This window comes from Silvimonas sp. JCM 19000, from assembly GCF_054652575.1.
Genome location: NZ_BAAIHC010000009.1, coordinates 87,224 through 109,033, shown reverse-complemented (window position 1 = coordinate 109,033; position 21,810 = coordinate 87,224). Strand labels below are relative to the sequence as shown.

At 59.6% G+C, this 21,810-nt stretch carries 23 protein-coding genes; 11 read left to right on the top strand and 12 right to left on the bottom strand.

All coding sequences use genetic code 11. The features are described 5' to 3' along the window. Positions 1 to 6 precede the first annotated feature (6 nt). The 5 genes from ACYQ1A_RS10545 (at position 7) to ACYQ1A_RS10525 (ending at position 3,480) form a co-directional block, all read left to right on the top strand. Positions 7 to 252 carry a hypothetical protein gene (locus ACYQ1A_RS10545; protein ID WP_499361990.1) on the top strand — a complete coding sequence of 82 codons (246 nt, stop codon included), beginning with the start codon at positions 7 to 9 and terminating at the stop codon, positions 250 to 252. Further along, positions 249 to 965 carry a metal ABC transporter ATP-binding protein gene (locus tag ACYQ1A_RS10540; RefSeq protein WP_499361989.1) on the top strand — a complete coding sequence of 239 codons (717 nt, stop codon included), beginning with the start codon at positions 249 to 251 and terminating at the stop codon, positions 963 to 965. The genes ACYQ1A_RS10545 and ACYQ1A_RS10540 overlap by 4 nt, the downstream gene beginning before the upstream one ends. Then, positions 962 to 1,831, top strand: a complete 870-nt coding sequence (locus ACYQ1A_RS10535) for a metal ABC transporter permease (RefSeq protein WP_499361988.1) — start codon at positions 962 to 964, stop codon at positions 1,829 to 1,831. Before ACYQ1A_RS10540 ends, ACYQ1A_RS10535 begins: the two co-directional genes overlap by 4 nt. A 43-nt stretch (positions 1,832 to 1,874) precedes the next feature. Beyond that, complete coding sequence (locus tag ACYQ1A_RS10530; RefSeq protein WP_499361987.1) at positions 1,875 to 2,756, top strand: metal ABC transporter solute-binding protein, Zn/Mn family; 882 nt, start codon at positions 1,875 to 1,877, stop codon at positions 2,754 to 2,756. 280 nt (positions 2,757 to 3,036) lie between these two features. Beyond that, positions 3,037 to 3,480, top strand: coding sequence for a DUF2846 domain-containing protein (locus ACYQ1A_RS10525; protein WP_499361986.1), 444 nt, complete (start codon positions 3,037 to 3,039; stop codon positions 3,478 to 3,480). A gap of 76 nt (positions 3,481 to 3,556) precedes the next feature. On the opposite strand, the gene ACYQ1A_RS10520 is transcribed toward ACYQ1A_RS10525, so the two are convergent. Continuing rightward, on the bottom strand, positions 3,557 to 4,591 hold the full coding sequence (locus ACYQ1A_RS10520) for a CDP-6-deoxy-delta-3,4-glucoseen reductase (RefSeq protein ID WP_499361985.1): 1,035 nt from the start codon (positions 4,589 to 4,591) through the stop codon (positions 3,557 to 3,559). A gap of 102 nt (positions 4,592 to 4,693) precedes the next feature. On the opposite strand from ACYQ1A_RS10520, the gene ACYQ1A_RS10515 reads away from it, so the two are divergent. After that, the gene (locus ACYQ1A_RS10515) at positions 4,694 to 5,596 is read left to right on the top strand and encodes an NAD-dependent epimerase/dehydratase family protein (RefSeq protein WP_499361984.1); all 903 of its coding nucleotides are present in this window, start codon (positions 4,694 to 4,696) and stop codon (positions 5,594 to 5,596) included. A gap of 79 nt (positions 5,597 to 5,675) precedes the next feature. Next, entirely contained in the window at positions 5,676 to 6,701 is a 1,026-nt protein-coding gene (adhP, locus tag ACYQ1A_RS10510) for an alcohol dehydrogenase AdhP (protein WP_499361983.1), read from the top strand. A gap of 105 nt (positions 6,702 to 6,806) precedes the next feature. On the opposite strand, the gene ACYQ1A_RS10505 is transcribed toward adhP, so the two are convergent. From ACYQ1A_RS10505 to queA, 10 genes are all read right to left on the bottom strand, one after another. Beyond that, the gene (locus tag ACYQ1A_RS10505) at positions 6,807 to 7,568 is read right to left on the bottom strand and encodes a flagellar brake protein (RefSeq protein WP_499361982.1); all 762 of its coding nucleotides are present in this window, start codon (positions 7,566 to 7,568) and stop codon (positions 6,807 to 6,809) included. Between the two features lie 6 nt (positions 7,569 to 7,574). Then, on the bottom strand, positions 7,575 to 8,168 hold the full coding sequence (locus tag ACYQ1A_RS10500) for an SCO family protein (protein WP_499361981.1): 594 nt from the start codon (positions 8,166 to 8,168) through the stop codon (positions 7,575 to 7,577). Positions 8,169 to 8,225: 57 nt separating this feature from the next. Continuing rightward, positions 8,226 to 8,921: a dethiobiotin synthase gene (gene bioD / locus ACYQ1A_RS10495; protein WP_499361980.1), complete on the bottom strand. Its 696-nt coding sequence runs from the start codon at positions 8,919 to 8,921 to the stop codon at positions 8,226 to 8,228. Then, positions 8,918 to 9,805, bottom strand: coding sequence for a malonyl-ACP O-methyltransferase BioC (gene bioC / locus ACYQ1A_RS10490; protein ID WP_062222797.1), 888 nt, complete (start codon positions 9,803 to 9,805; stop codon positions 8,918 to 8,920). Before bioC ends, bioD begins: the two co-directional genes overlap by 4 nt. Next, positions 9,802 to 10,437: a DedA family protein gene (locus ACYQ1A_RS10485; RefSeq protein ID WP_499361979.1), complete on the bottom strand. Its 636-nt coding sequence runs from the start codon at positions 10,435 to 10,437 to the stop codon at positions 9,802 to 9,804. The genes bioC and ACYQ1A_RS10485 overlap by 4 nt, the downstream gene beginning before the upstream one ends. Before the next feature lie 117 nt (positions 10,438 to 10,554). Next, the gene (gene secF / locus ACYQ1A_RS10480) at positions 10,555 to 11,490 is read right to left on the bottom strand and encodes a protein translocase subunit SecF (RefSeq protein WP_499362028.1); all 936 of its coding nucleotides are present in this window, start codon (positions 11,488 to 11,490) and stop codon (positions 10,555 to 10,557) included. Positions 11,491 to 11,509: 19 nt separating this feature from the next. Next, positions 11,510 to 13,333, bottom strand: coding sequence for a protein translocase subunit SecD (secD, locus tag ACYQ1A_RS10475; RefSeq protein WP_499361978.1), 1,824 nt, complete (start codon positions 13,331 to 13,333; stop codon positions 11,510 to 11,512). Positions 13,334 to 13,385: 52 nt separating this feature from the next. After that, entirely contained in the window at positions 13,386 to 13,730 is a 345-nt protein-coding gene (yajC, locus tag ACYQ1A_RS10470) for a preprotein translocase subunit YajC (protein WP_499361977.1), read from the bottom strand. Between the two features lie 185 nt (positions 13,731 to 13,915). After that, positions 13,916 to 15,049, bottom strand: coding sequence for a tRNA guanosine(34) transglycosylase Tgt (gene tgt, locus ACYQ1A_RS10465; RefSeq protein WP_499361976.1), 1,134 nt, complete (start codon positions 15,047 to 15,049; stop codon positions 13,916 to 13,918). A 91-nt stretch (positions 15,050 to 15,140) separates the two neighbouring features. Next, complete coding sequence (queA, locus tag ACYQ1A_RS10460; protein WP_499361975.1) at positions 15,141 to 16,166, bottom strand: tRNA preQ1(34) S-adenosylmethionine ribosyltransferase-isomerase QueA; 1,026 nt, start codon at positions 16,164 to 16,166, stop codon at positions 15,141 to 15,143. Between the two features lie 206 nt (positions 16,167 to 16,372). Between queA and aroQ the strand changes: the two genes are divergently transcribed. The 4 genes from aroQ to prmA all read left to right on the top strand — a co-directional run bounded on the left by aroQ (position 16,373) and on the right by prmA (position 19,846). Continuing rightward, complete coding sequence (gene aroQ / locus ACYQ1A_RS10455) at positions 16,373 to 16,828, top strand: type II 3-dehydroquinate dehydratase (RefSeq protein ID WP_499361974.1); 456 nt, start codon at positions 16,373 to 16,375, stop codon at positions 16,826 to 16,828. Between the two features lie 54 nt (positions 16,829 to 16,882). Beyond that, a complete protein-coding gene (accB, locus tag ACYQ1A_RS10450; protein WP_053937343.1) occupies positions 16,883 to 17,338 on the top strand; it encodes an acetyl-CoA carboxylase biotin carboxyl carrier protein in 456 nt (151 codons plus the stop codon). 79 nt (positions 17,339 to 17,417) lie between these two features. Next, positions 17,418 to 18,797 carry an acetyl-CoA carboxylase biotin carboxylase subunit gene (gene accC, locus ACYQ1A_RS10445; RefSeq protein WP_499361973.1) on the top strand — a complete coding sequence of 460 codons (1,380 nt, stop codon included), beginning with the start codon at positions 17,418 to 17,420 and terminating at the stop codon, positions 18,795 to 18,797. Positions 18,798 to 18,949: 152 nt separating this feature from the next. Next, a complete protein-coding gene (gene prmA, locus ACYQ1A_RS10440; protein WP_499361972.1) occupies positions 18,950 to 19,846 on the top strand; it encodes a 50S ribosomal protein L11 methyltransferase in 897 nt (298 codons plus the stop codon). Between the two features lie 619 nt (positions 19,847 to 20,465). Here the strand turns inward: prmA and ACYQ1A_RS10435 are convergent. After that, positions 20,466 to 21,734, bottom strand: a complete 1,269-nt coding sequence (locus ACYQ1A_RS10435) for an MATE family efflux transporter (protein ID WP_499361971.1) — start codon at positions 21,732 to 21,734, stop codon at positions 20,466 to 20,468. Positions 21,735 to 21,810: the final 76 nt, after the last annotated feature.

Sequence of the window (21,810 nt, the reverse complement as noted above, 5' to 3'; positions counted from 1 at the left end):
CTGCCGATGTCCGCTCCCGCTCCACAGGCGCCCGCCGCGCCCCATGCTCATGATGCTGCCCCCCATGCCGGGCACAGCCACGCGCATGGTCCCGACCATAACCACGCAAGCCACACCCATGGCCCACGCCAGAAGGCGGCGCGCCCTCCTCTGGCGGCGCGGCTGTTTGCCGCCGGGGCTGCGCAACGCTTGCTGATCGCCATCGTGCCATTGGCCCTGGTCTGGGCGCTAACCTGGTGGGCGCTGCAATGATCCGGCTGGACGATGTCACCGTTTGCTATCGCAAACACCCGGCCGTGCACCATCTGACCGGCTCCTTTACTGCGGGTGGGCTGACTGCGGTGGTGGGCCCCAATGGCGCCGGCAAAACCACCTTGCTGAAAGCGGTGACGCGGCAGCAGCCGTTAACCACGGGCACCATTACGGTCGATGGCGATATCGCTTATCTGCCGCAACTGGCTGAGCTGGATAGGCAGTTTCCGCTGACCGTCAGCGAGCTGGTACTGGCTGGCGCGTGGAAACGCCGGGGCGGCCTGCGCGCCCTGGCCGGAGAAGAGACCGCACGCGCCGACGAGGCGCTGCAACGGGTCGGCCTGAGCGGGTTTGGTCAACGCACCATCGCCACGCTGTCCGGCGGCCAGTTACAACGTGCGCGCTTTGCCCGGCTGCTGGTGCAGGACACGCCCATCATCCTGCTGGACGAGCCCTTTAATAACGTCGACACCCGTACCCGCGACACCTTGCTGACCATCCTCGCGCACTGGCGGGCACAGCAACGTACCGTCGCGGTGGTGGTGCACGATATGGGCCTGGCTCACGAACATTTTCCTGAGACGCTTTTGCTGGCGCATGAAGTCATCGCCTGGGGCGACACCGCCAGCACGCTGTCTGAAGACAATCTACAACGCGCTCAACAAATGACCGAATACTGGCAAAACGACGCCCCCTGGTGTGCCCGCCCATGACCTTGCATGAAATGTTTCTGGCGCCGGTCACTGACTACGCCTTTATGCGCCGTGCCCTTGCCGGTTGCATCGCTCTGGCCACCGGCTGCGCGCCGATGGGTGTGATGCTGGTGTTGCGCCGCATGAGTTTGATGGGCGACGCCTTGTCGCATGCCGTGCTGCCTGGCGCCGCCATCGGCTTTATCTTTGGCGGCTTTGCGCTGCCATGGCTGGCGGGCGGCGGCATTGTCGCGGGCTTGCTGGTGGCCCTGCTGGCGGGCCTGGCCAGCCGCTTTACCAGCCTGAATGAAGACGCCAGCTTTGCCGGCTTCTATCTGGTTTCACTCGCCATCGGTGTGGTGCTGGTCTCGCGTTACGGCAGCAATGTCGATCTGATCCATTTGCTGTTTGGTTCCGTGCTGGCGATTGATAACGCTGCCCTGTACATGCTGGCAAGCATCGCCACGCTGACCTTGCTGTGGCTGGCCATCAACTATCGCGGCGTGATTCTGGAATGCGTCGATCCGGGTTATCTGGCCGTCACCGGTGGGCGCGGCAGTCGTTATCACCTCGGTTTGCTGGTGCTGACCGTGCTTAACCTGGTGGCCGGGTTTCAGGCCATGGGCACCTTGATGGCCGTCGGCATGATGATGTTGCCCGCCACCATCGCCCGTTTGTGGGCGGATACGCTGGCCGGATTGTTATGGTCGGCCTGGCTGGCCGGGCTGGCCGCCAGCGTGGTCGGGCTGCTGCTGTCGTATCACCTGAATTTGCCATCCGGCCCTGCGATCGTGCTGGTGGCTGGCGTGTTGTATCTGCTGTCATTGTGGCTGGCGCCGCACGGCTGGCTGGGCCGCCGCGCCAGCAAGACCCACTTGCAGCATTAAATGCGCGACTACTGCTTACTTGTCACCCTCAGGAAGTCTTGCCATGCGTCGCTTTGTTGTCGCCTTCAGTGTATTGCTGGGCGCGCTCGCCCTGCCCGCACATGCCGCTTTGCCGGTTGCGGCCAGTTTTAGTGTGTTGGGCGATCTGGTTAAACAGGTCGGTGGGGATCGGGTCGACGTCGTCACCCTGGTTGGCCCGGACGAAGATGCCCACGTGTTCCAGCCCACGCCCGGCAATATCGCCAGCGTGGCACGGACGCGCCTGTTCTTTGTGAATGGTCTGGGCCTGGAGGGCTGGCTGACGCGCCTGCAGCAAGCCGCTAGCTACAAAGGCACGGTGGTCACGGTCAGCACCGGCGTGGTGCCGCTGACCATGAGCGAAGAAGGCAAAACCATCACTGATCCGCATATCTGGCAAGACCCGGCGCAGGTCAAACTGATGGTCAACAACATCGCCGCCGCCCTGGTCAAAGCCGATCCGGCCGGTGCCAGTGCTTATCAGCAACGGGCCGATGCGTATCAAAAACAACTGGATGAACTGGCTGCGTGGGCGACCACGCAGTTCAATACCGTACCGCAAGCAAAGCGCGTGATCCTGACCTCGCATGATGCGTTCGGCTATCTGGGTAAGCGTTTCGGTATCAAGATCCTGTCGCCGCAAGGCGTTTCCACCGACGCGGAACCGAGCGCCAAAGACGTGGGCAAGCTGATCGATGAGATCAAGAAAAGCGGCATCCATGCCGTGTTTATGGAAAACATCAGCAATCCGAAGATGGTGCAGCAAATTGGCAGCGAAACCGGCAGCCCGCTGGGCGAGCAGTTGTACTCGGACGCCCTGTCCAAAGACCCGCGCGCCAATCATTACCTGACGATGTATCGCCACAATGTGACGTCGCTGGTGGCTGGGATGAAGTTGAATCGATAGCACGGCCCGACCCGCGCCCCCCAAACCGGTGCCTGCTGCAGACACCGGTTTTTTTATTGCCGCAAGGGCAAGATTTCTAAATACAACACTATTGCTGCAGCAAAGTTATGGGGCAGCTTTCAGCGTTGCCAGCTGTTATTGGTAGTGTAAAAATCCCGCCGCTTACTCCGGACCAAAGATACAAAAAGACATATCAAGAAAAAATGCCACGACCGCATCGGAGTCCGGGGGGCATATCCAGATACAAATAACGAGTCAAGATCGTTCAAGGGGAACAGGGATGTACGCAAAAAAATTGTTGGTGCTTGCAAGCACGGTATCGCTGCTGGCGGGTTGTGCCGCTGTACCGATGGGTGACCCGGCGCAAGATGCGTCGTTGAAGAAATTTAACGCGCCGCAGGACAAAGCAGCGCTTTACGTGTATCGCAACGAGACCTTTGGTGCCGCGGTGAAGATGGGCGTCGTGCTCGACGGCAAGATGATCGGTGATACCGCAGCCCACACCTATCTTTATAAAGAGGTCGATCCAGGCCACCACACCGTAGTTTCCAAATCGGAAGAAGATTCGGAAGTCAACTTTGATGCCGTCGCGGGCCACGTTTATTACGTCTGGCAAGAAATCAAAATGGGACTGTGGCAACCCAATAGCAAATTGCATCTGGTCGAAGCCAAAGAAGGCCAGGCCGGCGTGACGGAATCAAAACTGGTGGTCGGCGCGCATTAATCTACTGCACGGCTGATGCCGAAAAAAATGCCCGCGCATTGCACGGGCATTTTTTATTCAGCGTGTGGTCACCGCATCAAACCTTGGGCTTGCCCAGATCCTTCGAGCTGAAAAACGCGTCTGAATAAAACTCGTCTTCCGGCAAACCGCGCGATACAAAATGCGTATAAGCCGCCTCCACCATCACTGGCGCGCCGCAGGCATATACCTGCCAGCCCGACAGATTGGTAAAGTCCTCCATCACCGCCTCGTGCACCAGGCCAGTCCGGCCTTGCCATTGGTCTTCGGGCTGCGGATCGCTCAGCACCGGGATAAACGTAAAATGCGCCAATTGCTGCTGCCATTCGCTCGGCAAATGCGGCATATACAAATCCTGCAGACTGCGGCAGCCCCAATACAGAATCATTTCGCGCTGGATGCCTTTGTTAATGGCGTGCTCGATAATGCCTTTGATCGGGGCAAAGCCGGTGCCGGTAGCGATAAAGATGATGGGTTTATCGCTGTCTTCCCGCAGAAAGAAAGAACCGAGCGGGCCGGTAAAGCGCATGATTTCGCGCTCTTTCATTTCATTCCAGACGTAATCAGAAAATTCGCCGCCGGGCATACAACGAATATGCAATTGCAGATATTCGCTTTCATGCGGTGCATTAGCGATCGAAAAACTGCGCTTCTTGCCGCCTTTGGTATGCAGGTCAATATATTGGCCCGCCAGAAACTGCATGCGTTCGGTGGTGGGCAATTTGAGCGATAGCACCGCAACATCGTGCGAGATCTTGTCAATCTGCTGCACGCGGCAAGGCAAGGTCTTGATCTGGATGTCCTTGGTGGCGGCCACTTCGCGGCATTCGACCGTAATGTCGCCCTTGGGCACCGCGCAGCAATACAACGCCAGACCGCGCTCGCGCTCCATATGCGGTAACGCCGATTCGGCGTAGCCATCGGGATAATCGACATCGCCGCTGATGATCTGGCCTTTGCAGGCGCCACAGGCACCGTTCTTGCAGCCATAGGGCATGTTGAAACCGGCGGCCATGGCGGCGTCGAGGATGGTCTGATCATCCTGCAGGGTAATTTGCTGGCCGGAAGGCTGAATGGTAAGTTGCTTGGACATCTTTTCCGTCTTCGATAAATAACCGTGTCAGGCCGTCACTTGCAGCGATCCCCTCGTCTCACTCTCCGCCCCCGCCTGTTGATCATAGGCTGCGGCGACGTCGTGCAACGCGCACTACCCTGGTTACTGGCGCGGTTTGAGGTGTATGCGCTGGTGCGGCGTCCGGAACAAGCGGCGTTGTTACGTGCTGCGGGCGTCCACGTGGTGGCGGGCGACCTGGATCAACCCGCCACCTTGCGGCGGCTGGCGGGATTGGCCAGTTGGCTGATCCACAGCGCGCCACCGGCAGGCGATGCCAGTCTGGACCTGCGCACCCGCCATCTGGTTCAGGCATTGACGCGGCCACCCCGACGTCAGGCGCAAAAAGCCGCGACGGGGCCACAAAAGCGGGCAATTTTAACACAGCCCCCCGCGCGCGCCGTCTACATCAGCACGACCGGAGTTTATGGTGATGCGGGCGGTCGATGGCTCAGCGAATCCAGCCCGGTGCAGGCGGGCTCGGCACGCGCACAACGGCGCGTGGACGCCGAAACAGTGCTGCGCGCGTGGGCGCGGCGACGCCAGATCAGGCTGGGTATTTTGCGCGCGCCGGGCATTTATGCGGCGGGCCGGCTGCCGCTGGCCCGCGTGCAGCGCAGCGAGCCCGCCTTGCGTGCCGAAGAAGACAGCTGGTCCAACCACATTCACGCCGATGATCTGGCCCGTGCGCTGGGGCTGGCTTTGTTCCGCGCGCGGCCGCTACGCAGCTACAACGTGGTGGACGATCAGCCGCTGCGCATGGCCGACTGGTTTGATCGGGTGGCCGACCATGCCGGCCTGCCACGCCCGCCCCGCATCAGCCGGGCGCAGGCGCAACAGGTGCTGTCGCCCGCGCTGCTGTCTTACCTGAATGAATCGCGTCGCTTGCGCAATACGCGGCTCAAGCGCGAGTTGCGGATCGGCTTGCGCTGGCCGGATGTCGATCAGTTTTTACGGAACATTCCTGAATCTGCGCTGGATCAATAAGCCGCATCTGATACCGCGCTAACGTTCTTGCTGTTTTGTCGCCCGTCCCCGGGTGCATACGCAATACAGGAGAACCGTCATGACTACTGCATCACGTGCTGCTGTTGTTCGCGCCTTTGGCCAACCGCTTGAAATTACCACTGTTCAGATTCCCGACCCCGGTCCCGGCCAGATCTTGATCCGTCTGGTTGCGTGCGGGGTGTGCCATACCGATTTGCACGCCGCGCATGGCGACTGGCCGGTCAAGCCTAATCCCCCGTTTATTCCCGGTCATGAAGGGCTGGGTGTGGTGGTCAAAGTCGGCGCTGGCGTGAACCGCGTCAAAGAAGGCGACCTGGTGGGCTCGCCATGGCTGCATGAGGCGTGTGGCTGCTGCGAATATTGCGTCACAGGTTGGGAAACACTGTGCGCCGAGCAAACCAACACCGGCTACTCGGTTAACGGCGGGTTCTCCGAATACATGCTGGCGCCGGCCGATTATGTGGCGCATATCCCCGCTGGCCTCGATCCGCTGGCTGTAGCGCCTATCCTGTGCGCCGGTGTTACCACTTATAAAGGCCTGAAAGAAACCGATACCAAACCTGGTGACTGGGTGGCCATTTCCGGTATCGGCGGTCTGGGCCACGTGGCAGTGCAGTACGCCAGAGCAATGGGTTTGCGCGTCGTGGCGATTGATGGCGATGAAGAAAAACTACAACTCGCACGCGACCTGGGCGCCGAACTGGCCTTCAATTACAAATCCGCCGATATGGTGGCGCAGGTTCAGGCGCAAACCGGTGGCGGCGTGCATGGTGCGTTGGTCACGGCGGTATCGCCGGCTGCCTTCAAGCAAGGCATCGATCTGCTGCGTCGTGGCGGAACGATTGCCCTGGTCGGCTTGCCCCCGGGCACGTTTGAAACGCCGATCTTCGATGTCGTGCTGAAACGCATTACCGTGCGCGGTTCGATCGTCGGAACGCGCGAAGACCTGCGTGAAGCGCTCGAATTTGCCGCAGCCGGCAAGATCAAGACGCACTACAGCAAGGCCAGACTGGAAGACATCAACCAGATCTTCCAGGACATGGAAGCAGGCAAATTGCTCGGCCGCGTGGTGCTGGAGTTTTAACTCAGGCCGGCCGCCAGGCACGCGATAAAAAGACCGGGCGGGCATACCAACGATGGCATGCCCGCCCGGCTTTTTAAATGCAGCAACACAATCCCTAAAAGCTGATCAGCCCGTCAGCGCTTTGCGCTCACGCTCCAGTTGCGCCATCAAGCGTTGCAAGGTGGCCTCGCCCGCCCGGCTGGTATTCACAAACTTGAAGCCGACCAGATAAATCTCCTGGCCCGAGCCTCGCACCGTCACCCGTTTGGAGCGCATTTCCAGATCAACTTGCAGCATGCCATTCGGGCCCAGTTCCAGTTGCGCCCGCTCCAGCACCATCCCGGGCACCAGCGGCAGCGCCACTTGCGGCAAAGCCCAGGCACCGATGCCGCCCAAAGACAGATCATGCAGTTCAAGCCCTACCCGCTTGCCCTCTGGCAAGGTGACTTCGCAAATATAGGGTCGGGTCAGCGGCGTCTCGATCCGGAAAAACTCGCGTCGCTGCAGCTTGATCAAATCCGTCGGAAACGCCGCGGCAAACGCCGGGGAGCCATCAAATCGGGTCGGGCGAATCTTGCTCAGCACAAACTGGATTTTTACGCCGTCGGGCGTGCCCACAATGATATTGCGATCGGAGTTGAGGAGCGCTTTGTTGGTTTCTTCGTGACCACCCACGTCGAGCACGAGCTCGCGCTTGGGGACATCCACCGCCAGCAGGCGCGAGAGCATCAGTTGGCGGCCGTGCGCAAAATAAATCGTGACGTTATCGCCGCGCAGCACCAGTTGGCGCAATACAGCGCCAATCTCCAGCGGATTGGTCAGCTGGTAGGGGCCGATATCTTCGCCTTCAGCAACCGGCGTTTGGGGGTGTTCTAGCGGCTCGCTCATGCAAGCTCATTCCTCGATCAATAGCTTCAGGTCGGCGACCAATGTAGCCACAGGCGCGCCGTAGTTTTCCAGCACGCGCAGATGTCCTTGTTTGTCCAGCAGATAGCTGCCGGCACTGTGGTCCAGCGTATAGCCTGGCCCCTCACCCTGTTTCTGATAGACCACCTTGTACTGCTTTGCGACCTCGGCAATCTGCGCATCGCTGCCGGTCAAGCCGATAAAGGCCGGATTGAAGGCGGGCACATATTGCGCCAACAGCGCCGGAGTATCGCGTGCCGGGTCCAGGGTCACAAACAACACCTGGACGTCTTTGGCCTGGTCGCCGAGTTTTTTCATGACAGCCGCATATTCTGCCATGGTGGTGGGGCAGACATCCGGACAATGCGTATAGCCAAAAAACAGCGCCACTACTTTGCCTCTGTCGTCAGCCAACCGATGCGCTTTGGCGCGATGGTCTTGCAGCACAAAGTCGCCGCCAAAACTGGCCCCGGTCAGATCCGTGCCCTGGAACACCGGTTTGCTGCATGCCGTCAGCAGCAGCAAGGCCAGCAGCAGCAAGGGCCGCAAGGCCGTGCGCAAAGGTCTAAAGCAGGTATTCATGTGTATCCTGGCAAGATGGGCGACAGTGTGCGCCGCCTAAAATTCTTACGCAAGCATTCAGACTAGCGAGCGCACGGTTTCGTCCGACAGCCGCTGCGTCAATGCCTGCGGACTGTGGCGTATTTCACCCAGTAAGGGTGCGGCGATGCGTTGTTGCAAGGTAGCCAGATTCTCCGGGTAACGTGACATGGCCGGATCCACCTGGTTGGCAATCCATCCCGCCAGCGGCACCCCTTGCGCCGCAATCGCTTGCACCGTCAGCAAAGCATGGTTGATACAACCCAGGCGCATCCCGACCACCAGAATCACCGGAAAACCCAAGGCGCTGGCCAGATCCGCCATGCTGGCCGTTTCGTTAAGAGGCGCCAACCAACCGCCTGCGCCTTCCACCAACATCACGTCCGACTGCGCCGCGATCTGCTGCGCACAATCGAGCAAATGCGACAACGAGACCTCGATCCCGGCATCGCGTGCCGCGAGATGTGGCGAGATGGGCGGCAAAAAGCGGTACGGATTGGTCAGCGTCGCGGGCAAGTTCAAATTACTGGCCTCGGCATGGGCCGCGACGTCCGCGTTCCACCAGTATTCATTCCCCTGAGCGTCTAGCCGCACTTCGCAACCGGACGCCACCGGCTTCATCGCCGCCGTGGCATAGCCATTGGCCACAAAGGCGCGCAGCAATTGCGCCGTCGCCACGGTTTTGCCTACTTCGGTATCGGTGCCGGTAATAAACCAGCCGCGCGCGGCGCTCACGCCTGGCCTCGCGGACGGAATTCAATCACCTGGCTGCCATCAGCGCGTTTTTGCGGCGGCGCAATTTCGGGCTTCCATGCATGACCATAGACCACCTCATAGGTGGCTGGCAGCTCGCCATCGCGGCGGAAGCGTTCGTACGACGCCACCATGCGTTGCCATGTCGACTTGCCCATCAGGCCACTGCGGCGGCCCAGCGTCGCGTTCTGCGCACCAATCCCCTTGAGATCAGCCAACAGCGGCTTGAGTTCAGGATAGGTCAAGGTGATGTATTCCATATCCATGACCGGCGTGGCAAAGCCGCTGTTGACCAGCGCATCGCCCAGATCGTGCATATCGATAAAGTGATTGACGTGGGTGGCGCCGTCGACATCGGCAAAGGCGGCACGCAACTCTTTGAGCGTATCCGGGCCCAGCGTGGAAAACATCAGCAAGCCGCCTGGCTTGAGTACACGCAGGAATTCCTTGAATGCCGCGTCAGGGGTGTTGCACCACTGCAGCGCCAGATTGGACCAGATCAGGTCCACCGATGCCGTGGCCAGTGGCAGTGCTTCGATATCGCCACACAGCTGCAGCGGCTTGCGCCGGTCAAACAGCGCTTTCAGGCCACTGCGCTGGTCACGCGCCACGCGCAACATGCCGGGCGCCAGGTCCAGTTCAAGCAGTCGGCTTTGCGGATAACGCTCACGCAGCATGGCGCTGGCGTAGCCGGTGCCACAGCCTGCATCGAGCACGCGCTCGGGTTGCACCCGGATGTATTGCAAACGTTCGCCCATGCGCTGGGCGATTTCGCGCTGCAGAAAAGCCGCCGCATCGTAAGTGGTGGCGGCTTTATCGAATGCAGCACGGACTGCAGTCTTGTCGGTGTAAAACGCTTCGGTCATGCCTTACCTAATTTATGACGTGCTACTTGCAGCATCATCGGCACGAACGAGAGTGCCACGATGCTGATGATCATGATGGACAGATTCTGTTTGATAAACGTGATGTTGCCAAAGAAATAACCCAGCGCCACCAGTCCACCCACCCATGCCACGGTGCCCGCCACGCTAAAGGCCAGGAAACGCAGATAGTTCATATGGCCCACGCCCGCCACAAACGGTGCGAACGTCCGCACGATGGGCACAAAGCGCGCCAGCGTAACGGTCTTGCCGCCATGGCGTTCATAAAATTCATGGGTGCGGTTCAGATAATCGCGGCGGAAGATTTTTGAGTTGGGGTTGCTGAACAGTTTTTCACCCAGCAGGCGGCCGATCAGGTAGTTGGTACTGTCGCCAAGAATAGCCGCGGCCATCAGCGTGGTGGCCAGCACAAACGGGTCCATGCCGCCCAGTGCGGCCACGGCACCGCCCACAAACAGCAGCGAGTCGCCCGGCAAGAACGGTAGAACCACCAGACCGGTTTCGCAGAAGATGACGCCAAACAACAAAGCGTAAACACCGGTACCGTATTGCTGCACCAGTTGGGCCAGGTAAACGTCGAGGTGCAGAAAGATGTCGATGGGACTGAATTCCATGATTTGACTCCGTAATGACGTAAAAAACGCCGGCGATGGCCGCCGGCGTCGGTAACATCTATTTGCCCCACGATCCTTAGTGCAGACCTGGCGGGAGCAAATAATGCAGAGCAAAAATCAGACCACGGCTTCTTGTTTCACTTTGACCGGTTTGATCATGTTTTCGCGCGTTACCCCAAACATCAGTAGAAGCGGCGACGCAACGAGCACTGACGAATAGATACCGAACAGAATACCAATTGTAAGCGCCGTGGCAAACCCATGTAATGCAGGACCACCAAAAATAAGCATGGAAAGCACCATCACTTCGGTCGAACCGTGGGTAATGATGGTCCGGCTCATGGTGGCGGTAATGGCGTTGTCGATGATGGCGGGCACTTCACGACCGCGCATTTGCGGCTTGCGGAAGTTCTCGCGAATCCGGTCAAACACCACCACCGATTCGTTGACGGAGTAGCCCAGCACAGCCAGCACCGCAGCCAGCACCGTCAGCGTGAACTCCCATTGAAAGAACGCAAAGAAGCCCAGGATGATGACCACGTCATGCATGTTGGCGAGGATGGCCGATACCGCAAAGCGCCATTCAAAGCGCACTGCCAGATAGGCAACAATACCCACGCAAACCAGCACCAACGCGGTAATCCCGTGCGACACCAGTTCATCGCCCACCGACGGGCCGATAAACTCGACGCGGCGCATTTGCACATCGGGGCGATCTTTCTTCAGCGTGGCCAGTACGGCATCGGAAATCTGCGCCGCGGTGTGCAGCCGGGTGGCAGGCAGACGCACCATCACGTCCCGCGTGGTGCCCAGCGCTTGTACTTGCGGGTCGCCGTATTTCATGGCGCTGACCGAATCACGAATCTGGTTCAGATCCGCGCTTTGGCCGTATTGCAGCTCCATCACCGTACCACCGGTGAATTCCACACCGAAGTTCAGACCCTTGTAACCCAGGAAGAACACCGCCACCAGAAAGGTGACCAGCGAAATCGCCGTGGTGAGCTTGCCATAGCTCATAAACGGGATATCGCGTTTTACATGAAAGAACTCGATCATTTTCAGCTCCCCTCGCTTACACGGCCAGCGAGGACAAACGGCGGCGATAGCCGTAAATCAGATTGATCAGGCCGCGCGAAACAAATACGGCGCTGTACATGGAGGTCACGATGCCGATGCAATGCACCCAGGCAAAACCGCGCACGGCACCTGAGCCAAAGATCAGCAGGGCCAGACCGGCAATCAGGGTGGTGACGTTCGAATCCAGAATGGTGGCAAACGCATGGGCGTAGCCGTTCTGGATGGACATATGCGGCGTCATGCCATTGCGCATTTCTTCACGCACCCGCTCGTTGATCAGCACGTTGGAGTCGATGGCCATACCCAGCGTCAGCGCGATTGCCGCGATGCCCGGCAGCGTCAGGCTTACGCCCAGCATCGACAGCAAGGCCAGCAAGAACAACAGGTTGCACGCCAGCGAGATGGCAGACACCACGCCGAACACGCGGTAGTAAATCATCATGAATACGGCGACGGCGAGGAAACCATACAGCGTGGAGTGGAAGCCTTTTTCGATATTGTCTTTACCCAGGCTCGGGCCGATGGTGCGTTCTTCCACAATATTCATCGGCGCAGCCAGCGAACCAGCGCGCAACAGCAGCGCGGTGTCATTGGCTTCTTGCGAAGTCATCGCGCCAGAAATCTGCACACGGCCGCCAGTAATCTCGCTGTTGATGGTCGGCGCGGTAACGACTTCGCCCTTACCCTTCTCCACCAGGATCATGGCCATGCGCTTGCCGACGTTTTCACGGGTCAGCGTGCCAAAGATTGAAGAGCCGGCCGAATCCAGATTCAAATGCACAGCGGGTTGGCTGTGGTCATCAAAGCCTGCTTGCGCATCGTTGATGTTATCGCCCGTCAGTTCCACGTCTTTTTTGACCAGGATCACGCCATTGCCACGGCTGCCTTGTTCCGGCAACAGCTCGGTGCCTTCGGGCGGATTGCCTTTGAGCGCAGCGTCGATATGACTCGGGTCGCTATCCACCATGCGCACTTCCAGCGTCGCGGTACGGCCCAGAATATCTTTGGCCTTGGCCGTGTCCTGCACGCCCGGCAGTTCGACCACGATGCGGCCTTCGCCTTGCTGCTGGATCACCGGCTCGCTCACGCCGAGTTCATTCACCCGGTTGTGCAGCGTAGTAATGTTCTGTTTAACCGCATCGGACTTCAGTTGTTGCAGACCTTGCGGGGTAAAAGTCACCGTTACCGTGTAGTTGTCGGCCGCTTTCGATTGTTCCAGGGCCAGGGCCGGCAGCGCCGTACGCAGCGCGTTGGCGGCGTCATCGACCGTTTGCGCATCACGCAATTGCACCACCACCGAATCACGCACCCGGCTGATTTTGCCGTAGCGGATCTTGCGATCGCGCAGTTCGCGCTTGATATCGCCAGCGGTCTTGTCCAGTTGCTTGCCCAGCGCCGCATTCATGTCGACTTCCAACAAGAAATGCACGCCGCCGCGCAAATCCAGGCCCAGCGACATCGGCTTGGCGTGCAGCGAGATCAGCCATTGCGGCGTCTGCGGCAACAGGTTCAGCGCCACCGAATAGTCATCGCCCACCGCAGCTTGCACGGCGTCTTTGGCTTTGAGTTGCGCGTCGGTGTCCTTGAAGCGGTATTTGACCGAATTGGCATCAGCAATCGTGGCTTCGGGGGTCAGGCCAGCCTGTTTGATCGCGGCCAGCGCACGCGCTTGCAACGCATCATCCACCTTGGCGGACGAGCGCGCGGTCGAGATCTGCACCGCCGGGCTTTCGCCAAACAGGTTGGGCAGCGTGTAGAGCACGGCCACCACGAGGGAGACCACGATCAGAAAGTATTTCCACAACGGATAACGGTTCATGTTCAGAGCCGGTAAGACAAGCGGCAGTCTTGCTGCCGCTCATCGGGGTTACTTATTTGTTGTTTTTGATGGTGCCTTTTTCCAGGCGCTGCGTGATTGCACCGCGCTGGACCAGCACTTCAACACCGTCAGCCAGTTCGATGGTCAGAAACTGGTCGGTCGTTTTGGTGATACGGCCCACGAGGCCGCCGGTGGTCACCACTTCTTCGCCCTTCTGCAGTGCTTGCAGCATGGCCTGGGTTTCTTTAGCGCGTTTTTGCTGCGGACGGATCAACAGAAAATAGAACAGCACGAAGATCACGATCATCGGCAGGAACGACATCAGGCTGCCCAGAGGGCCAGCAGGTGCGGCGGCTGCGTCAGCGGCAAACGCGCTAGGAATCAGCGAAAACGACATAGTGGTGAGTCTTCCGTATTTGTAAATTAAATAAAGCGGTACGCGAAAGCCGCCCATTCTAGCCCGCGACCTGAGGTAAATCCATCACGGGTAGCCGCCCGTATCAGGAATGGTGCACCGGGGGCCGGATGAGCGGCGCGTGTCAGACGTTTGCCCCGGGCAATCAGTTCCCGTTGCGGCCGGGCTTATTCGGTGCCGCGGGCCCGATCGCTGTGGAACTTCGCCACAAACGCCGGGAAGGCATCCGCTTCGATCGCGTCACGCATCTCGGCCATCAGGATCTGGTAGTAGCGCAGGTTATGGATGGTATTGAGCTGAGCGCCAAGGATTTCGCCAGCGCGGAACAAATGGTGCAGATAGCCGCGGCTGAAATTGCGGCAGGCGTAGCAATCGCAGGTTTCGTCGAGCGGACGGGTATCGGTGCGATGGCGCGCGTTCTTGATCTTGATATCGCCGTAACGGGTAAACAGCATGCCGTTGCGCGCATTACGCGTCGGCATGACGCAGTCGAACATATCGATGCCCTGGCTTACGCCGTACACCAGATCTTCCGGCGTACCCACGCCCATCAAATAACGCGGTTTGTGTACCGGTAACCGTGGGGCGGTGTGCGCCAGCACGCGATAGAACTCTTCACGCGGCTCGCCCACCGACAAACCGCCGATGGCCATGCCATGAAAGCCGATCTCATCCAGCCCGGCCAGCGATTCATTGCGCAGGTCTTCATACATACCGCCCTGCACGATGCCGAACAGCGCATTCGGGTTTTCCAGCCGATCAAACTCGTCGCGCGAACGGCGGGCCCAGCGGGCCGACATCCGCATCGAATCCGCGGCTTCCTGGCGCGTGGCCGGGTACGGCGTGCATTCATCAAAAATCATTACGACATCGGAATTGAGCGCGCGCTGGATGCGCATCGATTCTTCCGGCGTCAAAAACAGCTTGTCGCCATTGACCGGGCTCTGGAACTTGACGCCTTCTTCGGTGATCTTGCGCAACTCGCCAAGGCTGAATACCTGAAAGCCACCGCTATCGGTCAGGATGGGTTTGTCCCAGCCCATAAAGGCATGCAGGCCGCCGTACTGGCCGATGATGTCGACGCCCGGGCGCAACCACAGGTGGAAGGTGTTTCCGAGGATGATCTGGGCTTCGATCTCGTTCAAATCGCGCGGCGTCATCGCCTTGACCGTGCCATAGGTGCCCACCGGCATGAATACCGGCGTTTGCACCACGCCGTGGTTAAGCGTGACCTGGCCGCGCCGCGCGCCGCCACTGGTGGCCTTCAGCTCAAAATCGAGGCCGTTAAAGGTTGTTGCCATTGCTGTATTGCTCCTTGCTACCGGAAAACAGTCCGATGCATGTGGGTGAAAATGCGGAGGGATGGTGCCCGACTACTTGCCGTTAGCGTGTTCAGTTGCTTTGCTTTTCCAGCAACATCGCATCGCCATAACTAAAGAAGCGATATTCCGCCGCCACTGCGTGCGCATAGGCCGCGCGCATGGTGTCGAAGCCGGCAAAGGCCGCCACCAGCATCAACAGGGTGGATTTGGGCAGATGGAAATTGGTCACCAGGCGGTCGACCACTTTGAACTGGTAGCCGGGGGTAATGAAAATATCGGTATCGCCCTGCGGCTCGCCTAAAAATGCTTGCTGGCTGGCGGCCTCTAGCGCACGCAAAGAAGTGGTACCGACGGCGATGATGCGGCCGCCTTCCGCGCGCACGCGTTTTAATAGAGCGACGGTTTCGGGCGCGATGCTGTAACGCTCATGATGCATTTTGTGCTCGGCCACGTTCTCGACCCGGACCGGCTGAAACGTGCCGGCACCAACGTGCAAGGTCAAAAACGCGGTGTGCACGCCCAGCTGCCGCACCTGTTGCAGCAACTCATCGGTAAAGTGCAGGCCGGCAGTGGGTGCGGCGACGGCGCCGGGATCACGGGCATAGACGGTTTGATAGCGCTTGGCATCTTCGTCGTCCGGTACATGCGTGATATAGGGCGGCAGCGGCAACTGGCCCGCTTGCTCAAGAATATCGAACACCGGCGTTTCTGCTGCGAACTGCAGCAAGAACAACTCGCCCTGGCGTTCGACCATGGTGGCGACGTGGTCACCATTAAAGATGATACGGCTGCCCGGCTTGGGCGATTTGCTGGCGCGGATATGTGCCAGTGCATGATGGGCATCGATCACGCGCTCAACCAGCGCCTCGACCTGGCCGCCACTCTCTTTCTGGCCAAACAAACGCGCCTTGATCACGCGCGTGTCGTTAAACACCAGCACATCGCCTGCCCGCAGATAGTGCACAAGATCGGCGAACATGCGGTCTTCGAGTGTGGCGCCGGCCACATGCAACAAGCGGCTGCCACCGCGCACTTCAGGCGGAAATTGCGCGATCAGATGCTCGGGCAAGTGGTAATCAAAGTCAGATAACTGCATAAGGTGCTTCTAATCCAGCAATTTTCAAATGGCGCGAGTATACCAGCGTCACCCGCGCGCAGCCCGCGCCGGTGTTGATTCAAACACCCTTTCAAACGAGCGTTTTAGCGCGAAAATGCCGGTAATTTCGCCGAATTTACTAGACAAGGTGGGGTTGCCTCGGCAAACTCCCGCCGATGACAGGGAACACTCGATCCGGGGAGACCATGACGCACAGCCGTAAAGTACTGGTTTTGCACGGCCCCAACCTCAACCTGCTGGGCGTGCGTGAACCGCAACATTACGGTGCGGACACACTGGCCAGCATCAATGCCCGCCTGAGCGAACAAGCTCAAGCCGCAGGGGCTACCCTGGAGGCGTTTCAGTCCAACCGCGAATTCGAGCTGATCGAACGCATCCACGCCACGCTGGACGACGGCACAGATTACATCATCATCAATCCGGCAGCCTATACCCACACCAGTGTCGCCCTACGCGATGCGCTGGCTGCTGTGAAAAAACCGTTTGTTGAAGTGCATTTATCCAATGTGCATGCGCGGGAAGCGTTCCGGCATCACTCGTTCTTTTCTGATCTCGCCGTCGGCGTGATCTGTGGTCTGGGCGCCCGGGGCTATGAATATGCTCTGGCCTTCGTCTTGTCCCAGCCCGTCAAGACGCCCTGAGACGGCGTCGCTTCATTCCAAAACACGTTCTAAATCAAAGAAGGGTTGCCATCAATGGACTTGCGCAAACTCAAAAAGCTGATCGACCTCGTTGAAGAGTCGGGCATTGCCGAACTCGAAGTGACCGAGGGCGAAGAAAAAGTACGCATCACACGCGTTACCCAGTCGGTACAACCGACGTACATCGCATCAGCCGCACCGCAGTTAATGCAACAGCCCGCCGCCGCCATCGCGGCGCCGGTTGCCACCTTGCCGGCCGCTGCGCCCGCACTGGAAGGCACCGTGGTTAAATCGCCGATGGTGGGCACGTACTATCGTGCACCGAGCCCTGGCGCCAAAAACTTTGTCGAAATCGGTCAGCAAGTGAATGTCGGCGATACGCTGTGCATCATCGAAGCGATGAAACTGCTCAACGAAATCGAAGCCGAAACCAGCGGTGTGATCAAAGCCATCCTGGTTGAGAACGGCCAGCCGGTTGAATTTGGCGAACCGCTGTTTGTCATTGGGTAATTCTGTGAGTGTGAGGCATGAGGTGCAAGGCAGACGCCGGCATCCCGCGCCAGACCCTCACGTCTCACGGAGTTGAGCCATGTTTAATAAGATTTTGATCGCCAATCGCGGCGAAATTGCGCTGCGCGTGCTGCGCGCCTGCCGTGAAATGGGCATCAAGACCGTGGTCGTGCATTCCGAGATCGACCGCGAAGCCAAGTACGTCAAGCTGGCCGATGAATCGGTCTGCATCGGGCCGAACCCGTCGGCACTCAGCTATCTGAATATTCCGTCGCTGATCGCCGCGGCCGAAGTAACCGAAGCCGAAGCCATCCACCCCGGCTACGGTTTTCTGTCTGAAAACGCCGACTTTGCCCAACGCGTGGAAGAATCGGGCTTTGTCTTTATCGGCCCGACCCCGGAATCGATACGCCTGATGGGCGACAAGGTTTCGGCCAAAAACGCCATGAAGGCCGCCGGCGTGCCATGCGTGCCCGGCTCGGACGGCGCACTGCCCGACGACGACGCCTCGGTGCTCAAGCTGGGCCGCGAAGTGGGTTACCCCGTTATCATCAAAGCCGCTGGCGGTGGTGGTGGCCGGGGTATGCGCGTGGTGCATGCTGAAGAAGAATTGCTGCGCTCGGTTGAGATGACCAAGAGCGAAGCGCAATCCGCGTTCGGTAACCCCGTGGTTTACATGGAGAAATTCCTGCAAAACCCGCGGCACATCGAAATCCAGGTACTGGCCGACCAACATGGTCACGCCATCTATCTGGGCGAGCGCGATTGCTCCATGCAGCGTCGTCACCAGAAAGTGATCGAAGAAGCACCGGCGCCCGGCATTACCGATGCGCAACGCAAACGCGTGGGTGAAGCCTGCGCCGAAGCGTGTCGCAAGATTGGTTATCGCGGTGCGGGCACTTTCGAGTTCCTGTTTGAAAATGGCGAGTTCTATTTCATTGAAATGAACACGCGCGTGCAGGTGGAACATCCGGTCACCGAATTGATCACCGGCATCGACATCGTGCAGGAACAGATCCGGGTGGCTGCGGGCGAACAACTGCGTTACACGCAGAAGGACGTCAAGCTCAAAGGCCACGCCATGGAATGCCGGATCAACGCCGAAGACCCGCTCAAGTTTGTACCGAGCCCGGGCCGCATTACCAGCTACCATGCGCCCGGTGGCCCTGGCGTACGCGTGGATTCGCACGTGTACCAAGGCTATTTTGTGCCGCCCAACTATGACTCGATGATCGGCAAGATCATTACTTATGGCGACACGCGCGAGCAGGCCATGGCCCGCATGCGCATTGCGCTGTCAGAAACGGTGGTGCAAGGCATCCACACCAACATTCCGCTGCACCAGCAATTGTTGCTCGACGCCGAATTTATCAAAGGCGGCACCAGCATCCATTATCTGGAGCACAAGATGCCGGAAATCCGCGCGCTGGTTGAGGCGCAAACCGCCCAGAACGCTTAAGCGCGCTGGTGGTGACTCGCAACGGGGCCCTGTGGCCCCGTTTTGTTTTTTCTACTCTCCATTTGCTGCGGCATCCGCAACTGCATCTAACGCCATGCTTTTCTTAAGCAATGCTGCGATGCGAGAATGGTCATTTGGCTCTGAGGTCGCACATGCCTTGGCAAGAACTTCGTATTGAAACTGATTCCAACCGTGCCGAAGCATTGTCTGACGCCTTGTTCGATCTGAGCGCGCTTGCTGTCTCGATCGAAGACGCCGCTGCCGGCACCGCCGACGAGAAGCCGATCTTTGGCGAACCCGGCGAACCGGTGGATCAGATGTGGGACCACAGCGTGGTAGTGGCCCTGTTTGATGAAGGTATGGCGCCTGAATTTATCGTCGCCGCAGCCGCCAACGCCATCGGGCTGGCCCAGCCGAAATTCAGCGTGTCCATGGTGGAAGATCAGGATTGGGTGCGCCTGACCCAATCACAATTCGAGCCGATCCGTATTTCTGATCGGCTGTGGATTACGCCGACGTGGCACGAAGCGCCGTCCGGCAACGCCATCAATATCGCGCTCGACCCCGGTCTGGCCTTTGGCACCGGCAGCCATCCCACCACACGTTTGTGCCTGAAATGGCTGGATCGCAATATCGTCGGCGGCGAAACCGTGCTGGATTATGGTTGTGGCTCGGGCATCCTGGCGATTGCCGCGCGCAAGCTGGGCGCCGGTGCCACCGATGGCGTGGATATCGACGCGCAAGCGATGATCGCCTCGCGCCAGAACGCCGAACAAAACGGCGTGCAGGTTGATTTCTATCTGCCCGATGCCGCACCGCATCGTGAGTACGATGTGGTGATCGCCAATATCCTGACCAATCCGCTGAAGACCCTCGCACCGTTGCTGGCCGGCCGTGTGCATGCTGGCGGGCATATCGCGCTGTCGGGCATTCTGGAAGAACAGGCGGATGAAGTGATGGCGATCTACGGCGTGTGGTTCAACTTCTTGCCGCCCGCTGCGGAAGAAGGCTGGGTGTGTCTGTCCGGCACCCGCAAAGCCACCGAATAACGGCATGGGGTGGGTCTAGCGGGAGGATTCCCAAGTATCTCGGATCCTCGCAATTGGCTTTGGATGGTGGGTCTTGACCCACCCTATCGCCGCAGCGATTTCAGCAGGCGGCAATGCGACGGATTACCGCATCGGGTGGGTCTCGACCCACCATCCAGAGCCATCAAGAAGAACGCGAAATGGGTAGGTCTCACCCGCAGGTTTGGCGGGCCCCGCTGGTCTAGCTGGTCTAGCTGGTCTAGCTGGTCTAGCGGGAGGATTTCCAAGTATCGTGGTTCTGCGCAATTGGCTTTGGATGGTGGGTCTAGACCCACCCTATCGCCGCAGCGCTTTCAGCAGGCGGCAATGCGACGGATTACCGCATAGGGTGGGTCTCGCCCCACCATCCAGAGCCATCAAGAAGAACGCGAAATGGGTAGGTTTCACCCGCAGGTTTGGCGGGCCCCGCTGGTCTAGCTGGTCTAGCTGGTCTAGCTGGTCTAGCTGGTCTAGCTGGTCTAGCTGGTCTAGCTGGTCTAGCTGGTCTAGCTGGTCTAGCTGGTCTAGCTGGTCTAGCGGGAGGATTCCCAAGTATCGCGGTTCTGCGCAATCGGCTTTGGATGGTGGGTCTGGACCCACCCTATTGCTGCAGCGTTCTCAATAAGCGGGGTAGTTGCGTGGCCAGCGTTACGCCGCGCAGCGCCATAAACAGCATCAGCGCCAGCCATACCCCATGGTTGCCCCACAGCGGCGGCAAGGTCAGCATGCCCAGCGCCAGCGCGGCCACGCAAAGCGCCATGCAGCGCATCAGCGTATGCGTGCGCGTCGCGCCGATAAACACGCCATCCAGCATGAATCCCCACACCGAAATCACCGGCGTGAGCACGGCCCAAGGCAGATAACGCAGCGTCATCGCGCGCACCGCAGTCTGGTCGGTCAGCAGATTGATGATGCCCGCCCCGGCCAGGGCGTACAGCGCGCTGAAGATCAGCGCCAACACCAAAGCCCACAGCACGCTCAAGCGGATAGCCGCCACCAGACGCGAGCGGTCCCGTGCGCCGATGGCCTCGCCGGTCAGCGCTTCCACCGCATGCGCCAGGCCGTCCAGCCCATATGCCATAAACGTCTGGAAATTAAGCAGCAAAGCATTCGCCGCCAGCGTAATCTCGCCCGCTTTGGCGCCCGCGTGCGCAAACCAGCCAAATGCGCCCAGCAGCAGCATCGTGCGCAAAAACAGATCGCGGTTTAACGCCGCCAATCTGCGCCACGCCGCTCCATCGCGCCACAGCGCTGCGCGCAAGGCGGGGGCAATGCCGCGCGGGCGTTGCTGCCACAACAGCATGAGTCCACTCACACAGCCCAGCGCATCGGCAATGGCGGTCGCGGCGCCGATGCCCGCTACGCCCAGACCGCTGCCACGCACCAAGGCAAATACCGCCGCCACATTGGCCAGATTGATCAATAACTGCAGCGCCAGCGCCAACCGCACCTGCTGCACGCCGATCAGATAACCCAGCACCACATAGTTAGCCAGCGCCAGCGGGGCGGACCAGATGCGCGCGTGCACATAAGCGCGCGCTGCGTCCTGCACCGCCGCGGAACCGCCCAGCAAATGCAGCGCCAACGTCAGCAAGGGGCCGCGCAGCGCAATCACCATCACGCCGAGGCCCAGCGCCAGCAACAAGGCGCGCACCACCGCATCGCGTAACGCCAGCGTGTCGCCCGCACCGTGGGCCTGCGCCACCAGGCCGGTGGTGCCCATGCGCAAAAAGCCAAAACCCCACAGCACAAAATTGAAAAACACGCCGCCCAAAGCCACGCCGCCCAGCGCCGCCAGTTGCGGCAAATGCCCGGCCATGGCGGTATCGACGGCGGCCAGCAGCGGCTGCGTCAGATTGGCCAGGGCCATGGGTAATGCCAGCCCCAAAACGCGGCGATGTGTAACGGGCGGCAGGCTGGAAGCGGTCAGCTGGATCGTCATGGCC

Bases quoted from the DNA above. Each gene is read 5' to 3' on its own strand.
- ACYQ1A_RS10505 (WP_499361982.1), bottom strand. From the start codon at position 7,568: ATGAGCGAGCCGCTAGAACACCCCCAAACGCCGGTTGCTGAAGGCGAA.
- ACYQ1A_RS10545 (WP_499361990.1), top strand. From the start codon at position 7: ATGTCCGCTCCCGCTCCACAGGCGCCCGCCGCGCCCCATGCTCATGAT.
- bioC (WP_062222797.1), bottom strand. From the start codon at position 9,805: ATGACCGAAGCGTTTTACACCGACAAGACTGCAGTCCGTGCTGCATTC.
- ACYQ1A_RS10530 (WP_499361987.1), top strand. From the start codon at position 1,875: ATGCGTCGCTTTGTTGTCGCCTTCAGTGTATTGCTGGGCGCGCTCGCC.
- tgt (WP_499361976.1), bottom strand. From the start codon at position 15,049: ATGGCAACAACCTTTAACGGCCTCGATTTTGAGCTGAAGGCCACCAGT.
- ACYQ1A_RS10435 (WP_499361971.1), bottom strand. From the start codon at position 21,734: ATGGCCCTGGCCAATCTGACGCAGCCGCTGCTGGCCGCCGTCGATACC.
- ACYQ1A_RS10525 (WP_499361986.1), top strand. From the start codon at position 3,037: ATGTACGCAAAAAAATTGTTGGTGCTTGCAAGCACGGTATCGCTGCTG.
- ACYQ1A_RS10500 (WP_499361981.1), bottom strand. From the start codon at position 8,168: ATGAATACCTGCTTTAGACCTTTGCGCACGGCCTTGCGGCCCTTGCTG.
- aroQ (WP_499361974.1), top strand. From the start codon at position 16,373: ATGACGCACAGCCGTAAAGTACTGGTTTTGCACGGCCCCAACCTCAAC.
- ACYQ1A_RS10540 (WP_499361989.1), top strand. From the start codon at position 249: ATGATCCGGCTGGACGATGTCACCGTTTGCTATCGCAAACACCCGGCC.
- adhP (WP_499361983.1), top strand. From the start codon at position 5,676: ATGACTACTGCATCACGTGCTGCTGTTGTTCGCGCCTTTGGCCAACCG.
- prmA (WP_499361972.1), top strand. From the start codon at position 18,950: ATGCCTTGGCAAGAACTTCGTATTGAAACTGATTCCAACCGTGCCGAA.
- accB (WP_053937343.1), top strand. From the start codon at position 16,883: ATGGACTTGCGCAAACTCAAAAAGCTGATCGACCTCGTTGAAGAGTCG.
- queA (WP_499361975.1), bottom strand. From the start codon at position 16,166: ATGCAGTTATCTGACTTTGATTACCACTTGCCCGAGCATCTGATCGCG.
- ACYQ1A_RS10520 (WP_499361985.1), bottom strand. From the start codon at position 4,591: ATGTCCAAGCAACTTACCATTCAGCCTTCCGGCCAGCAAATTACCCTG.
- ACYQ1A_RS10485 (WP_499361979.1), bottom strand. From the start codon at position 10,437: ATGGAATTCAGTCCCATCGACATCTTTCTGCACCTCGACGTTTACCTG.
- yajC (WP_499361977.1), bottom strand. From the start codon at position 13,730: ATGTCGTTTTCGCTGATTCCTAGCGCGTTTGCCGCTGACGCAGCCGCC.
- ACYQ1A_RS10535 (WP_499361988.1), top strand. From the start codon at position 962: ATGACCTTGCATGAAATGTTTCTGGCGCCGGTCACTGACTACGCCTTT.
- accC (WP_499361973.1), top strand. From the start codon at position 17,418: ATGTTTAATAAGATTTTGATCGCCAATCGCGGCGAAATTGCGCTGCGC.
- secD (WP_499361978.1), bottom strand. From the start codon at position 13,333: ATGAACCGTTATCCGTTGTGGAAATACTTTCTGATCGTGGTCTCCCTC.